General features: G+C 67.5%; 13 protein-coding genes. 4 read left to right on the forward strand and 9 right to left on the reverse strand.

The genetic code is table 11. The features are described 5' to 3' along the window. Positions 1–109 precede the first annotated feature (109 nt). Complete coding sequence (locus ACE11G_RS11855) at positions 110–3,808, forward strand: multifunctional oxoglutarate decarboxylase/oxoglutarate dehydrogenase thiamine pyrophosphate-binding subunit/dihydrolipoyllysine-residue succinyltransferase subunit (protein WP_375002279.1); 3,699 nt, start codon at positions 110–112, stop codon at positions 3,806–3,808. A 96-nt stretch (positions 3,809–3,904) separates the two neighbouring features. On the opposite strand, the gene ACE11G_RS11860 is transcribed toward ACE11G_RS11855, so the two are convergent. Then, positions 3,905–4,507, reverse strand: coding sequence for a TetR/AcrR family transcriptional regulator (locus ACE11G_RS11860; protein ID WP_006896434.1), 603 nt, complete (start codon positions 4,505–4,507; stop codon positions 3,905–3,907). A 78-nt stretch (positions 4,508–4,585) separates the two neighbouring features. On the opposite strand from ACE11G_RS11860, the gene ACE11G_RS11865 reads away from it, so the two are divergent. Both ACE11G_RS11865 and ACE11G_RS11870 read left to right on the forward strand, forming a co-directional pair. Further along, positions 4,586–6,139: a flavin-containing monooxygenase gene (locus ACE11G_RS11865; RefSeq protein ID WP_375002281.1), complete on the forward strand. Its 1,554-nt coding sequence runs from the start codon at positions 4,586–4,588 to the stop codon at positions 6,137–6,139. 55 nt (positions 6,140–6,194) lie between these two features. Then, on the forward strand, positions 6,195–7,025 hold the full coding sequence (locus tag ACE11G_RS11870; protein WP_045538384.1) for an SDR family oxidoreductase: 831 nt from the start codon (positions 6,195–6,197) through the stop codon (positions 7,023–7,025). A gap of 78 nt (positions 7,026–7,103) precedes the next feature. Here ACE11G_RS11870 and ACE11G_RS11875 read toward each other — a convergent pair whose 3' ends face one another. Both ACE11G_RS11875 and ACE11G_RS11880 read right to left on the reverse strand, forming a co-directional pair. Further along, positions 7,104–7,982 carry a glycine betaine ABC transporter substrate-binding protein gene (locus ACE11G_RS11875; RefSeq protein WP_346075753.1) on the reverse strand — a complete coding sequence of 293 codons (879 nt, stop codon included), beginning with the start codon at positions 7,980–7,982 and terminating at the stop codon, positions 7,104–7,106. 22 nt (positions 7,983–8,004) lie between these two features. Continuing rightward, a complete protein-coding gene (locus ACE11G_RS11880) occupies positions 8,005–8,622 on the reverse strand; it encodes a MarC family protein (protein ID WP_039867436.1) in 618 nt (205 codons plus the stop codon). Positions 8,623–8,677: 55 nt separating this feature from the next. Here ACE11G_RS11880 and ACE11G_RS11885 point away from each other — a divergent pair, with 55 nt between their 5' ends. Next, a complete protein-coding gene (locus ACE11G_RS11885) occupies positions 8,678–9,775 on the forward strand; it encodes a magnesium and cobalt transport protein CorA (protein WP_039867437.1) in 1,098 nt (365 codons plus the stop codon). A 6-nt stretch (positions 9,776–9,781) separates the two neighbouring features. Here the strand turns inward: ACE11G_RS11885 and ACE11G_RS11890 are convergent, their stop codons facing one another. From ACE11G_RS11890 to ACE11G_RS11915, 6 genes are all read right to left on the reverse strand, one after another. Then, the gene (locus ACE11G_RS11890) at positions 9,782–10,357 is read right to left on the reverse strand and encodes a suppressor of fused domain protein (protein WP_039867438.1); all 576 of its coding nucleotides are present in this window, start codon (positions 10,355–10,357) and stop codon (positions 9,782–9,784) included. A 63-nt stretch (positions 10,358–10,420) separates the two neighbouring features. Then, positions 10,421–11,590 (reverse strand): ABC transporter ATP-binding protein, encoded by a 1,170-nt coding sequence (locus ACE11G_RS11895; protein ID WP_006896441.1) that lies wholly within the window; start codon positions 11,588–11,590, stop codon positions 10,421–10,423. Between the two features lie 3 nt (positions 11,591–11,593). Next, complete coding sequence (locus tag ACE11G_RS11900) at positions 11,594–12,424, reverse strand: carbohydrate ABC transporter permease (protein WP_222111042.1); 831 nt, start codon at positions 12,422–12,424, stop codon at positions 11,594–11,596. A 6-nt stretch (positions 12,425–12,430) separates the two neighbouring features. Then, entirely contained in the window at positions 12,431–13,642 is a 1,212-nt protein-coding gene (locus tag ACE11G_RS11905) for a carbohydrate ABC transporter permease (protein WP_082781302.1), read from the reverse strand. Further along, positions 13,639–15,096: an extracellular solute-binding protein gene (locus ACE11G_RS11910; RefSeq protein ID WP_222111041.1), complete on the reverse strand. Its 1,458-nt coding sequence runs from the start codon at positions 15,094–15,096 to the stop codon at positions 13,639–13,641. Before ACE11G_RS11910 ends, ACE11G_RS11905 begins: the two co-directional genes overlap by 4 nt. A 137-nt stretch (positions 15,097–15,233) precedes the next feature. Further along, complete coding sequence (locus ACE11G_RS11915) at positions 15,234–15,710, reverse strand: general stress protein (RefSeq protein ID WP_039867440.1); 477 nt, start codon at positions 15,708–15,710, stop codon at positions 15,234–15,236. Positions 15,711–15,723 lie beyond the last annotated feature (13 nt).

The raw sequence follows: 15,723 nt of genomic DNA on the forward strand, positions 1-15,723 counted from the left end.
CGGTCCGCGTACCATCGATTGATGGCAGGTCGGCCGCGGTTCACGAGACCAGCGGTTCACCCGCCACGCGATCGAAGAACACCTGGGTGAATTGAGGCGAGACAGCGCTGTGAGCAGTTCGATTTCCGAATCCGACTTCGGACAAAACGAATGGCTGGTCGAGGAGATGTACCAGCGATTCCAGACCAACCCCGAATCAGTCGATCCGAGCTGGCACGAGCTTCTCAAGAACTATCGCCCGGGTTCGACGGCGACCGCCCCGTCCTCGAACGGTGCGGCCCAGGCGACCCGGGTGGCTCCGAAGCAGGCGGTCACGCTCGACACCGAACCGACCAAGGCCGCACCGGCGCCCACCCGCGCCCCCGCACCGGCACGTGAGTCGGCCGCGACCAAGGCCGCATCCGGTACCAGCCTGGCGGCGTCCGCCGCCAAGCCTGCCGCCGATGCCGGGACAGACACGAATAAGGTGCTCCGCGGCCCCGCCGCGACCATCGTGCACAACATGTCGGCCTCGCTCGAGGTCCCGACCGCGACCAGCGTCCGCGCGGTTCCCGCGAAGCTGATGATCGACAACCGCGTCGTGATCAACAACCACCTCGCCCGCACCCGCGGCGGCAAGGTGAGCTTCACGCACATCCTCGGCTATGCGATCGTCCAGGCGATCAAGGCGTTCCCGAACATGAACCGCCACTTCGCCGTCGTGGACGGTAAGCCGAACGTCGTCACGCCCGCCCATACCAATCTCGGCCTCGCGATCGACCTGCCGGGAAAGAACGGGAACCGCACGCTGGTCGTCGCCGCGATCAAGGGCTGCGAGACCAAGAACTTCTCCGAGTTCGTCGCGGCGTACGAGGACATCGTCCGCCGGGCCCGCGACGGCAAGCTCGGCGCCGAGGACTTCGCCGGCGTCACCATCTCGCTGACCAACCCCGGCACCATCGGCACCGTCCACTCGGTGCCGCGGCTGATGCAGGGCCAGGGCGCCATCATCGGCGCCGGAGCCATGGAGTACCCGGCCGAGTTCCAGGGCGCGAGCGATGAGCAGATCGCCGAGATGGGTGTCGGCAAGCTGATGACGCTGACGTCCACCTACGACCACCGGATCATTCAGGGCGCCGAATCGGGCGACTTCCTCCGCAAGGTCCACACGCTGCTGCTCGACGACTCCTTCTGGGACGAGCTGTTCACCTCGCTGCAGATCCCGTACGAGCCCGTCCGCTGGCGTCGCGACGTCCCCGCCGGACTCGTCGACAAGAACACGCGCGTCCTCGAGCTCATCGCCGCGTACCGCAGCCGCGGTCATCTGATGGCCGACACCGACCCGCTGATGATGAACGCGGCCGCCAAGGCCTCGCATCCGGACCTCGACGTACTGACCTACGGCCTGACTCTCTGGGATCTGGACCGCACCTTCAACGTCGGCGGCTTCCACGGACAGCGGAACATGAAGCTGCGCGACGTGCTGTCGATCCTGCGCGACGCCTACTGCCGCCACGTCGGCGTCGAGTACACGCACATCCTCGACCCGGAGCAGCAGCGCTGGCTCCAGGAGCGGGTGGAGATCAAGCACGCCAAGCCGTCGGTCGCCGAGCAGAAGTACATCCTGAGCAAGCTGAACGCCGCCGAGGCGTTCGAGACCTTCCTCGCGACCAAGTACGTCGGCCAGAAGCGCTTCTCGCTCGAGGGCGCCGAAGCCGTCATCCCGATGATGGACGCGGTTCTCGATCAGAGCGCCGAACACCAGCTCGAAGAGGTCGTCATCGGCATGCCGCACCGCGGCCGGCTGAACGTCCTGGCCAACATCGTCGGCAAGCCGTACTCGAAGATCTTCACCGAGTTCGAGGGCAATCTCGGCCCCGCTGACGCGCACGGCTCCGGCGACGTGAAGTACCACCTCGGCGCCGAGGGCAAGTACTACCAGATGTTCGGCGACAACGAGATCACCGTCTCGCTCACCGCCAACCCCAGCCATCTGGAGGCCGTCGACCCGGTCCTCGAGGGCATCGTCCGCGCCAAGCAGGACGGCATGTCGGAGGACCGCGAGTTCGACGTGCTGCCGCTGATGCTGCACGGTGACGCCGCCTTCGCCGGTCAGGGCATCGTCGCCGAGGTGCTGAACATGTCGATGCTGAACGGCTACCGCACCGGCGGCACCGTCCACATCGTGGTGAACAACCAGGTCGGTTTCACCACCGCACCCGAGCACTCGCGCTCCACGCAGTACTGCACCGACATCGCGAAGATGATCGGCGCACCGGTCTTCCACGTGAACGGCGACGATCCGGAGGCCTGCGTCTGGGCCGCCAAGCTCGCCGTCGACTACCGCGAGGCGTTCCACCGCGACGTCGTGATCGACCTCGTCTGCTACCGCCGCCTGGGCCACAACGAGGGCGACGATCCGTCGATGACCCAGCCGGCGATGTACGACGTCATCAACAACATCCGCAGCGTCCGCAAGAGCTACACCGAAGCGCTGATCGGCCGTGGTGACATCTCCACCAAGGAGGCCGAGGACGCACTGCGCGATTACCAGGGACAACTCGAGCGCGTCTTCGTCGAAGTCAAGGAACTCGAACGGTTCACACCCGAGGCGTCGCCGTCGGTGGAGGGCGAGCAGACGCTGCTCACCAAGCTGGTGACCGCGGTGCCGCAGGAGAAGCTCGCGGAGATCGGCGACGCCTTCGGCAATCTGCCCGAGGGATTCAACGCCCATCCGCGCGTCAAGCCGGTCATCAAGCGGCGCCACGAGATGCCGGTCAAGGGCGACATCGACTGGTCGTTCGCCGAGATCCTCGCCTTCGGCACCCTGGTTCAGGAAGGCCGCACGGTGCGGCTGTCCGGTCAGGACTCCCGCCGCGGAACGTTCACTCAGCGCCACTCGGTGCTGATCGACCGCGAGAACGGCTCGGAGTACACACCGCTGAACCACCTGCCCGACGCGACCGGCCGCTTCCTGGTGTACGACTCGCCGCTGAGCGAGTACGGCGTGCTCGGCTTCGAGTACGGCTACGCCCTCGCCGACCCCGACGCACTCGTCCTGTGGGAGGCGCAGTTCGGCGACTTCGTCAACGGTGCGCAGTCGATCATCGACGAGTTCATCAGCTCCGGCGAGGCCAAGTGGGGTCAGCGCAGCGACGTCGTGCTGCTGCTGCCGCACGGCCACGAGGGCCAGGGTCCCGACCACACCTCGGGCCGCATCGAGCGCTTCCTGCAGTTGTGCGCCGAGGGTTCGATGACCGTCGCGCTGCCCTCGACTCCGGCGAGTTACTTCCACCTGCTGCGGCGCCACGTGCACGATGGCATCAGCCGGCCGCTGGTGGTCTTCACCCCGAAGTCGATGCTGCGCAACAAGGCGGCCGTCTCGCCGGTGGAGGATTTCACCGAGGGCAAGTTCCTCTCCGTGATCGACGATCCGCGTTTCGCCAAGCAGGGCGGCGACCGCGACAAGGTGCAGCGCGTGCAGCTGGTCAGCGGCAAGCTCTACTACGAGCTGGCCGCACGGCAGGCGAAGGACGGTCGCGACGACGTCGCGATCATCCGCGTCGAGCAGCTGTACCCGGTGCCCTACCGCAGGCTCGCGCGCACGCTGGAGCAGTACCCGAACGCGAAGGACTTCGTCTGGGTTCAGGAGGAGCCGGCGAACCAGGGTCCGTGGCCGTTCCTCGGTCTCTGGCTGCCGGAGATGCTCCCCGAGTTGCTCGGCGGCCTCCGCCGGATCTCGCGCCGGCCGATGTCCGCGCCGTCGTCGGGCTCCAGCAAGGTCCACGCGGTGGAGCAGCAGGAGATCATCGATCAGGCCTTCCGCTGATCTGATGCGACTCTGACACGACACACGAGAGGGGCCGCCCCGCTTCGGCGAGGCGGCCCCTCTCGTGTGTCCGCGGCCGGCATCGCCGGCGCCGGCTCATGTCTGAGTCACGTTCCCGACCAGCCCGGCTAGGGTGGGCAGAGCGGCGACGAAGATCTGTACGAGCTGTTCCCGGGTGATCACCGGGTCGTCGAGCCAGCGGACGAGCGTCTCCTCCACGAAGGCGATCCAGCCCGCCACCGACAGTTCGATCGCCGGGCTCCGTTCGATCCCGATGGCGGGCGCGTGCGTCAGAATCCGCTCGGTCATCGCCGCGCGCGTCCGGTCGGCGACCGCTCTGATCGCGTCGTCCGCACTCGCCGCGCCGCGGATGACTCCCACGAACCCGCGCCCGTTGTCGGCGACGTAGTCGACGTAGGCGGTCATCGAGGCCTGGAGCATCGCGATCGGATCGCCGAGCTCGGCCTGCGGCTCCGTGCGGGCGAGCATCTCCTCCGCCTGCTCGGTGATGACGCTCAGATGGAAATCGGCCTTGGACTCGAAGTAGTGGAAGATCAGTGCCTTCGACACTCCCGCCGCTTCGGCGACCGCTTCCATCGTGACCGACTCCAGGGGACGGTCGCGTGCCATCTGCACGCCCAGATCGATGAGCTGACGACGGCGTGCAGCAGGGCTCAAACGGGTTCTGGCGGTGGTCATGCACCAACCGTAAGCGCTTATTGACCTGAATTCAATTGCCTATTGACTCGCGGTCAACACGCGCTTATCGTAGGCACCATGACAACGCATGATGTAGAGATCGCGATCATCGGAGCCGGGTTCTCCGGACTCGGTGCAGCCATCAAGCTCAGCCAGGAGGGTGTGGACGATTACGTCCTGCTCGACCGCGGCCAGGACTTCGGCGGCACCTGGCGCGACAACGTGTACCCGGGTGCCGCGTGCGACGTCCCGTCGCACCTGTACTCCTACTCGTTCGCGCTCAACCCGGACTGGTCCCGGTCGTACTCTCATCAGCCCGAGATCCACCGCTACATCAACGCCGTCGCCGACAAGCACCGCATCGGCGAGCACGCTCTGTTCGGCTCCGATGTGCGCCGTGCGGAGTGGGACGAGACCGCCGGACGCTGGAAGCTGGACTACGAGCGGGACGGCGAGAGCCACACCCTCACCGCGCGCACCCTCATCGGCGGCGTCGGACCGCTGTGCGAGCCGAACCTCCCCGATATCGAGGGCTTCGGCGACTACCGGGGCAAGATCGTGCACTCGGCCCGCTGGGACACCGACTACGACTTCACCGGCAAGCGCGTGGCCGTCATCGGCACCGGCGCCTCGGCGATCCAGATCGTGCCGCAGCTGGGCAAGGTGGTCGGACACATGGACGTGTACCAGCGCACCGCGCCGTGGATCATCCCGCGCAACGAGCGCCCGTACCTGAGCGTGGAGAACTGGGCGTTCAAGAACGTCCCCGGTCTGCAGGCGGCCATCCGCGGCGGCATCTACTCGTTCAACGAGGTGGTCGCGGCCGGGATGACCTACGCCCCGAAGGCGCTCAAGCCCGTCGAGGCGCTCAGCCGAGCCAACATCTTCCGCGGTATCCGCGATCCCGAGCTCCGCAAGGCGGTGACCCCGCGGTTCGCGGTGGGCTGCAAGCGCATCCTGAAGTCCAATGAGTGGTACCCGACCCTCGACCAGGACAACGTGGAACTGGTGACCGACGGCATCGACCGCATCACCGAGACCGGCATCGTCACCGCGGACGGCACCGCCCGCGACGTCGACGTGATCGTCGTCGCGACCGGATTCCACGTCACCGACTCCCCTGTCTTCGACACCATCGTCGGAGCGAACGGCGAGAGCCTGGCACAGGTCTGGGAGCGCGAGGGCATGCAGGCCTACAAGGGCTCGTTCGTCCACGGTTTCCCGAACCTGATGCTGCTGATCGGACCGTCGACCGGCCTGGGCCACACGTCGATGGTGTACATGATCGAGTCACAGCTGAACTACCTGGTGGACTACGTGCGCAAGTCACGCGCCCACGGCATCACCAGAGTGGACGTGCGCAAGGACGCGCAGGACCGTTTCAACGCGGGGATCCAGCGCACGCTGCGGTCCAGTGTCTGGGTGAACGGCGGGTGCGCCTCCTGGTACAAGGATCACAACGGCGATATCACCGTCCTGTGGCCGGGGTTCACCTTCAACTTCCGCAATCAGACGCGTTCGTTCGACCTCGACGCGTACGACGTGCGCACCGCGGACCGGCCCGCCGTCGTCGCAGAGTCCGTGCAGACCGCTGACGATGCCCCGGCCGAACCCGTCGGCACCGACGCCTGACCCGACCGGCACCCGACTTCCCGACACCGCAACTTCCCGACTTCAGGAGAGAACTATGAAGGATTTCAACAACAAGGTCATCGTCATCACCGGCGCCGGTTCCGGGATGGGCCGCGACCTGGCGGTCAAGCTCGCCAAGCGCGGTGCCAAGATCGCCATCTCCGATGTGAACCCGGACGGTCTCGCGGAGACCGAGCGGCTGGTCGCAGCGACCGGTGCGCAAGTGCACAGCCAGTTGCTCAACGTCGCCGAGCGAGAGGCCGTCCTCGCGTACGCCGACACCGTGGCCGGCCACTTCGGCACCGTCAACGCGATCTTCAACAACGCCGGCATCGCGCACCACGGTGAGGTCGAGACCATGGAGTTCAAGGACATCGAGCGTGTCATGGACATCGACTACTGGGGCGTCGTCAACGGCACCAAGGCGTTCCTGCCGTACCTGATCGCGTCGGGCGACGGCCACGTCGTCAACACCTCGTCGCTGTTCGGCCTGCTGGCCGAACCGGGTCAGGCCGCATACAACTCCGCCAAGTTCGCCGTCCGCGGCTTCACCGAGGCGCTGAATCAGGAGATGATCATCGCGAAGCACCCGGTCAAGGTGACCTGCGTGCATCCGGGCGGAATCAAGACGGCGATCGCCCGCAATGCGACCACGTCGGGCGATCACGACCAGGCGAAGACCGCGGAGTTGTTCGACAAGTACCTGGCGAACACCAGCTCGGAGAAGGCCGCCGACATCATCATCAAGGCGGTCGAGCGCGACCGCGCACGCGTCCTCGTCGGCGCGGACGCGAAGGTTCTCGATCTGTGCGTCCGTCTGGTGGCCTCCGGCTACCAGGGCATCGGCGCCCGCGTCACCGGTTGGGCGCTCAAGCGCACCAAGTAGCCTCCCGGACCACGGACGGGGCCGCCGCGACGAGACGATCGTCGCGGCGGCCCCGTCTCGGTGTACGAGCCCGGCGGATCAGACGCCGTGCGTGCCGATCCATTCGTTCGCGACGGCCGCGGGGTCGGCGCCCCGCTCCACGCGCGCGGCGAGCTCGGCCAGATCCGCGGTGGTCAACTCACCGGCGACACGGCTGAGCGCCTTCATCTGCGGCTTGCCGATCAGGGATGCGCGGAATACGGGCACGAGATCCTGCGCCATCGGCCCGGATTCGGCCGACCGCAGGGCCGTCACGTCGTCGCGGCCGGCCAGCGCCGTCGCCGCCTCCAGCCCGGTCAGCGTTCCGAGCGCCTGCCCGCCGCGGACGCGGTCGACCACCTGCTGCGACGTCAGGCGCTCCGTGATCGCACCGAACCGGCAGACGCTGAACGCCTGCTTCTCCTCCGCGGTCAGCTCGCCGGTGCTCACCAACGGCAGTCCGGGCGGCACCGCCCCGCATTGCGCCAGGTCGGTGAGGTGATCGGCGTCGGAGACGGTCTGGGCGAGGATCAACTGCCTGCGGTCGTTCACCGCTGCCGGATCGCCGATCGTCACGCCCTGCGGCAGAGCGCGGTTCACCGCCTCCTCCACGTCTTCACTCGACACGGCGTCGGGCCCGGGCATCAACGCGGTCAGCAGATCGCCGGTGAACGCCGGGAACAGGTCCACATCGCCCTGCGCCGCCTCGTCGAGGAGCCGTCTGTCGGCCGACGCCCGGCCGCCGACGTCGACTCGGACGCCGGTGCGCGCGAGCGCTCCCGCGTAGATCTGCGCTGCCACCTGCATCTCGGGGGTGCCGTCGGTACCGACGCGCAGAGGTGCCGGTACATCGGATCCGCACGCCGTGATCAGGGTCGCAGCCGCGCCGATCGCGGCCGCGAGAGCGGCGGCGCGGCGGGAGAATCGTCGAGTAGACATCGCCGACCAGACTAATCGACGCTCACGCCGTGGCCGCGAAACCGATCACCGACGTCGCGATCAACTGGACCGCGATGGCCGCCAGAAGCAGACCGGCGATCTTGGCGAGCAGCGTGATGCCGCTGACCCGCAGCACCCTGATGATGCCGGTCGAGAAGAACAGCGCCAGCGCCACCACGGCATGGACGGTGAGAATGGCCGCGGCGATCGCCGTGTACCCGGGCACATCTCCGTGTACCTGGCTGACGGCGACGATCACCGCGGCGATGGCTCCGGGGCCGGCGAGCATCGGTGTGCCGAGCGGTACCAGCGCCACGTTGACGTCGTCGGACACCTGTGCGGCGGTCGAACCGCCGAGTCCCATGAGCAGTTGCAGCGCGACCAACAACAGCAGCAGTCCACCCGCGCCCTGCAGCGCCGGTATGCCGATGTGCAGGTAGGCCAGGATGGCGCGGCCGCCGACCGCGAACAGGCTGATGACGAGCAGCGACACCAGCGGTGCCTGCCAGGCGGCCTTACGCCGGTACTCGGCTGAGCGCCGGCCGACGAGGGACAGGAACACCGGAACCTGCCCGGGCGGGTCCATGATGACGAGCAGGGTGATCGCGGTCGTCGTGTACACGGAGACGTCGAATGGCACGGACTGAGTGTAAGCGGGCGGCCCGGCGGCTCGCTAAGGTCGACGTGTGCCGTCCATGCCGAGAATGCTGCAGCCGGGTAACCGCGGGCCGGGTAAGAACCCCGAGGTCGCAACGCCCCCGGTCCCCGTGGCTCGCGCGATCGTCGACTGCGGCGTCTACGTCGACGGCATCCGGCAGCCCACCCCGCCCGACATCCGCTCGGCTCTCGCATTCGTGCGGACCACCGGAAGCGGCTTCGTGTGGCTCGGTCTGCACGCACCGGACGAGCGGCAGATGAACGACGTCGCCGAGACCTTCGGGCTGCACCCGCTGATGGTCGAGGACGCCGTCCACGCCCACCAGCGTCCCAAGCTCGAGACCTACGACGACACTCTGTTCCTCGTTCTGCGGACCGTCAAGTACATCGACCACGACGACGACGAGGTCGCCAACGACATCGTCGAGACCGGCGAGATCATGGTGCTCGCCGGACGGGACTTCGTCATCACCGTCCGCCACGGGGAACACACACATCTCGCGGGCGTACGCGCGCGCCTCGAGCAGACACCCGAGCATCTGCGGCTCGGCCCCGCGACTGTCGTCCACGCGATCGCCGACCGGGTGGTCGACTCCTACCTGAGAGTCGTGCGCGAGATGGAGGCGGACGTCGACGGGCTCGAAGAGCGCGTCTTCGCGGCGTCGTCACGGGATCTCGACATCGACGTGGTCTACCTGTTCAAACGCGAGGTGCTGGAGCTGCGCCGCGCGGTCCAGCCGCTGGCGGTGCCGCTCTCACTGCTGTCGGGCAGCTCCGGCACACTCGAATCGGCGGCGCTCACCCCGCACGACACCGAGATCCAACGGCACTTCCGCGACGTCGCAGACCATCTGACCACGGCGAACGACCTGGTCGTCGAGTACGACGAGCGCCTGACGGCACTGCTGAACGCCGCCGCGACCAAGGTCAGCACCCAGATGAACACCGACATGCGGAAGATCTCGGCGTGGGCCGCCATCGCCGCGGTCCCCACCGCGGCGGCGGGGATCTACGGGATGAACTTCGACTTCATGCCCGAACTCCACTACCGGTACAGCTACCCGCTGCTGCTGCTCACTCTGTTCGCGGTGTGCTTCACCCTGTGGCGGATCTTTCACCGCTCCCACTGGCTGTGAGCGACGCTACGGCGACACCGCGGCCCGGCCGGGGTCGGTCACATCCGTGCCGGCCTCAGCCCACGCCGCGCGCAGCTCATCGGCGCCCTTGAGCCGCACCCATGCCGCTTCGTTCGCGGTGATCGGCACCGCACGCAGGAAACGCACCGGATCGGCGGGGTCGTCGAGCGGCAGATCGGCGAACCGGTCGTCGCCGGTGAGGAGGAAGGCCGAGCAGATCGCCCCGGCCCACAGCGGCTCCTGCAGGTCGATCAGCGAGTCCTCCGCCAGGATCAGCCCTTCGACGGCGGGCGCCGCGGCGAGCATGGCCAGCGACTTGTGCAGTCCTTGCAGCGGCATGCTCGCGCGCAGGGTCACCGTCACCTCGGCTCGCGGTCCGCGGACCGGGTCGGGAGCGAAGTCGGCCGGATCGTGCATCGGGTGGCGTGCGCACCCCACCGTCACGTAGACCACTCGGTCGCCGTCGGCGAACCGCAGCACGTCGATCGGTTCGACGCCGAGAAAGGTGACCGACGCCCGCTGCGGCTCGCTGCCGACGGCGGCGGACACGTGGGCGATCACCCGATCGCTGACAGAACTCACCCCACCAGTTAAACACCGGTGGGGTGAGTCGGATCGGTGCGGGGCCGTGCCCGGCGCACGGCCTCAGCGCAGGCTGACGCCGCTCGCGGTGTCGAAGACGTGCATCCGTGCCGGGTTCAGCGCCAGGGTGAGCGTCTCGCCCCTGCGGGCCTGGGTGTAGGGCGACAGCCGGGCCACCTTCTGCCCGCCCGCGGTGGTGGAACCGAGGTCCTCGGCCAGCTTCGAGAGCACCTGCGTCGCCGAGTCGGGCGCCTGCCAGCCGAAGTACACGTACTTGTCCGACCCCATCGACTCCACGAGGTCGACCGTGATCGGAAAGCTGAGGAAGCCGGCCAACTCGGCCTCGTGCGTCAGCGCCGCGTCCACCAGGTGCTCCGGCCGGATGCCCAGCAGCACCTCGCCGTTGCTGTCGGCCTGGCGCGCACGGCCGGCGATCTCGTTGTAGTCGGGGAACTCGATGTGGCCGATGGCGGTGTCCGCGCCGGTCGCGGTCAGCCTGCCCGGGAGGAAGTTCATGGCCGGCGAGCCGATGAATCCGGCCACGAACAGGTTGGCCGGGCGGTCGTAGAGCTCCTGCGGCGCGCCGACCTGCTGGACGTAGCCCGCGCGCATCACCACGACGCGGTCGCCGAGCGTCATGGCCTCGGTCTGGTCGTGGGTCACGTACACGGTCGTCGTCCCCAACCGGGCCTGCAGCGAGGCGATCTCGGTACGCATCTGGACACGCAGCTTCGCGTCGAGGTTCGACAGCGGCTCGTCCATCAGGAACGCATTGGGCGTGCGGACGATGGCCCGACCCATCGCGACGCGCTGACGCTGACCGCCCGACAGGTTGGCGGGCTTGCGGTCGAGGTACTCGGTGAGGTCGAGCATCGCGGCGGCCTCGTCGACGCGGCGGGCGATCTCGGCCTTGTCCATCTTCGCGAGGCTGAGCGGGAAGGCGATGTTCTGACGCACCGACATGTGCGGGTACAGCGCGTAGCTCTGGAAGACCATCGCGATGTCCCGGTCCTTCGGAGCCACCTCGTTCATCCGCTTGCCGCCGATGCGCAACTCACCGGACGTGATGTCCTCGAGACCGGCGATCATGTTCAGCGTCGTCGACTTGCCGCAGCCCGACGGTCCCACCAGGATGACGAACTCGCCTTCGGCGATGTTCAGGTTCACCCCGTGCACGGCGATCGAGCCGTCCGGGTACTGCTTGGAGACGTTCTCCAGAACGATGTCGGCCATGGGTTATCCCTTCACCGCGCCGGAGGTGAGGCCGGCGACGATACGACGTTGGAAGAAGAGCACGAAGATGATGATCGGAATGGTGATGACGACGGCCGCTGCGGCGATGGCCCCGGTGGGCTCCTCGAACTGACTGCTGCCCGTGAACTGCGAGATCGCGACGGGCGCCGTCTCCGCATTCTCGGTGGAGGTCAGCGACAACGCCAGAAGCAGGTCGTTCCACGCGAAGATGAAGACCAGGATCGCGGCGGTCACCACGCCCGGCGCCGCCAGCGGGACGATCACGCGGCGGAACGCCTGAGCCGGCGTGGCTCCGTCCATCTGCGCGGCCTTCTCCAGGTCCCATGGGATCTCCCGGAAGAACGCCGAGAGAGTGTAGATCGCCAGCGGCAGCGCGAAGGCCACGTAGGGCAGGATCAGACCGAGCCACGTGTCGAACAGGCCGAGCCGGCGTTCGATGTTGAACAGCGGCGTCACCAGTGAGATCTGCGGGAACATCGCGATCAGCAGGGCCGCTCCGATGAGCAGCTTCTTCCCGCGGAACTCGAGCCGCGCGACCGCGTAGGCGGCCATGGTTCCCAGCAGCACGGCGATCACCGTGGTGATCAGGCCGATGCCGATCGAGTTGATCAGCGCCGACGTGAACAGGCTGGTGTCGAAGATTCCCTTGTAGTTGTCGAAGGTCCACTGCTTCGGGATGAAGCTGCCGTCGGTCACACTGCCGGTCGGCTTGAACGACAGGCTGATGATCCACCACAGCGGGATGATCGCGTAGAGGACCACCAGAACATTGGCGACGGTCCAGCCGACTTTACGGCGAATGCTCGCATCCATCGGTGGTCACCTCCCCTCGTCGTCGGAGCCGGGGGCGGCGGTGCCGAACCCCTTGATGAACACGAAAGCGATGATGGCGACGCACAGGAAGATCAGGATGCTGATCGCCGAGCCGACACCGAGATTGAAGGCCTTGAAGAGGTTGTCGTAGCCGAGCATCGACACCGACCCTGTGCCGTTGGAGCCGGCCGTCAGGACGTAGATGTTGTCGAAGATGCGGAACGCGTCCAGCGTGCGGAAGAGCAGCGCGACGAGGATCGCCGGCTTCATCAGCGGCAGGATGATGCGGAAGAGCCGGGTCCACGCGCCCGCGCCGTCGAGTTGGGCGGCCTTGAGGAGGTCGTCCGGCACCAACGCCAGCCCGGCGAGCAGCAACAGCGCCATGAACGGCGTCGTCTTCCACACCTCGGCCAGGATGATGATGAACAGCGACGGCCACTGCTGGGTGAGCGGCGCGGAGCCGTCCGGGAGCAGGTTGGCCAGGTAGCCGGTGCCCGGCGTCCACGCGTAGTACCAGGAGAACGCCGCGGCGACCGTCACGATGCCGTACGGGATGAGGACCACGGTGCGGACCACGCCCCGGCCGAACAGGGTCCGGTGCATGACGAGGGCGATCGCCATGCCCAGCACCAGTTCGATCAGCACCGACACCAGGGTGATGAACACGGTCACGCCCAGCGCCGACCACCAGTAGCCGTCCGAGAGGACGGTGCCGTAGTTCGACAGGCCGATGAACTTCTGCTCGTCCGGCGCGGTCAGCGTCGCCTTGTTGAGCGAGAGCCAGAAGGCGTAGACGATCGGGTAACCGGTCACCAGCGCCATGACGATCGCGGCGGGTGCGATGAGCCAGTACGCCAGACGTCGCTCCGACGACTTGCGTCCAGTCGCCTTCGGCGCCAGGGGCGCCGGCTGCGCCGGAGTGGGACCGGTGTCGAGGATCTCAGACATCGAACCTCCGTTCATTCCAGGCCCGGCGGGAGTCGCTCCGGCGGCAGCCGCGGCCATCGCGGTCTCGGGCACGGCCTGCGGCATCGGTGGGGGCGGCGGTGGCGGGGCGGGTTCATCGGGTCGGGGTGCGGCGGCCTCCGGCGGCACCCATACGTCGGAGTGCACCGGCTCGGCGCCGTCGCGGGAGTGCTGACCGTGCCCGTCCCCCGAGACGCCGTCCCCGTCACGGGGTTCCGGCGACCGCTGGTCATCGTGCTTGTCGTCGCTCACGGGATGATCCCCTCGCCGTCGATGGCCTTCTGGACCTGCTCGGTGAGCTTGTCGACCATCTGTGCGGGATCCCAGGCGCCCACCGGCGCGAGGGTGGCGGTCACGAGCGTCGAGATCGCCTGATACTGCGGCGACGCCGGCCGCGGCGCCGAGTGCTCGGATTCGAGCTGTGTGCGGATCACGTCGCCCATCGGATACGCGAGCTTGAAGTCCTTATCGTCGTAGATCGACGCGATGGTCGGCGGCGTTCCACCCGATATCGCGTACACCTTCTGCGCCTTCTCGCTGGTCATGCACTTCGCCGCCTCGAAGGCGAGCTCCGGCTGCCGGGAAGTGGATGCGACGGCCAGGTTCAGCCCGCCGGGCGTCGACTTCGCGGTCTTGCCGGGGAAGACACCCGGGTAGAGCGCGAAGTCGAAGTGCTTACGCATCTTGGCGTTGATCGGAGCGAGCTGCGCGTCGGTCGGCGGATTGTCCTCGTCGGTGAGCAGAGTCTTGTACGGCGAGAGAACGTCCTGGAGGAAGGCGACGTCGCCGGTCGCACCGTTGGTGCGCGCCGAAGCCCACACGAACGGCCAGTTGATCTCGAACGCCGCCTTGCCCGTCTCCATCCCGAGCCGGGCGGTGCCCTCGTCGGACTGGGTGATCGACGGGTCGTGCCCCGGCGCCGTGGCCACCGCCTTCATCACCTCGAGCGCCTTCAGCGTCGCCGCCCGGTGCTCCGGGGTGTCGCTGAGGGTCACCTTGGACGCGTCGTTCGGATCGAGCACCGAACCACCGGCGCTGGCGAGCAGCGAGTTGAACCAGACCATGAGGCCCTCGTACTGCTTGGCCTGGACCATGATCCAGCTCGGTCCGCCGGCCTTCTTGATGGCCTGCGTATCGCTGAGCATCTCATCCCAGGTCGCCGGCGCCCGCCGGCTGCCGAGCGTGTCCTTCATCAGGTCGGGCCGGTACCAGAGCAACTGGGTGTTGGTCCAGATCGGCATCGCGTACATGCGTTTGGCCGCGTCGTCGGGCCGCTGCCACATCGCTGTGGCCACCGGGCCGCCGAGATTGGTCTTCTCGATCTCGGCCGCGGTGTCGTCCGGGACCGGCACGAGCCAGCCGGCGTTCGCGAACTCCGCGGTCCACACGACGTCCATGCCCATCAGATCCAGGGTGTGGTCGTTTCCGGCCAGCCGCCTGGCCAACTGCAGTCGCTGATCGTCGGCGCTCTTGGGCAGGACGTTGGCCTGCAGCTTGTAGCGCCCGCCCGACTCCTCGGTACAGGTCTGCGCGAACTGCTTGATGTAATCGAAGCCGTCGGCCGGCGCATAGATGTTCAGAACACCCTGCTCGTAGCCCGTGGAGCAACCGGCCAGCATCGGCGCGGCGACCGCCGCCGCCACCGCCACTGCCGACAGCCGCCTGGCCAGAGATCGTCCCCTCGGCGCGGATCTACCCTTGCTCATCTCGCTGCCAGCCTCCTGCCTGTCGGCCTCGTCTAAGAATCAGCTGTGAAAGCTGATGCGGGCCTTAGGTTATCCCACGACAGGTGACATAGCGCACACGATGGCACATCGGCGCGCCCGAGACGACGGAGGAGCGGTCAGAGAGCCAGTTTGGCGAGCATGTCGCGCGCCTGTTCCGCGGTGCGCGGATCGCACAGCACGTCGTACCGTCCGGCGACCAGTTGCATGGTGGAGGTGAAGTCACGCTGGCCGCGGGTGGCCGCGTACGGGATGGCGGCGCTGATCAGCCCGAACACCATGCCGGCGAGCACGCCGAAGAGGATCGGCGTCCACGACGTCCCGACCACCAGTGAGACGAGTGCGCCGAAGAACAGGCCCAGCCAGGCGCCGGACCCGATGCCTCCCGCGATCACCTTGCCCCAGGTGAGTCGTCCGAGGACTTTCTCGACCTGCATCAGGTCGACGCCGACGATCGTCAGATTGTCGACCTGGAATTCGTTGTCGGACAAGTAGTCCACCGCGCGCTGGGCCTGCGCGTAGGTGTCGTAGGACCCTACCGGCCAGCCCTTCGGCGGCGTCGGCAATCCCGGCATCGGTCGCATTGGGTTCGTCACTTCGGCTCCTGAG

The sequence above is a fragment of the Gordonia sp. PS3 genome (assembly GCF_041950545.1).
Lineage (GTDB): Bacteria > Actinomycetota > Actinomycetes > Mycobacteriales > Mycobacteriaceae > Gordonia > Gordonia sihwensis.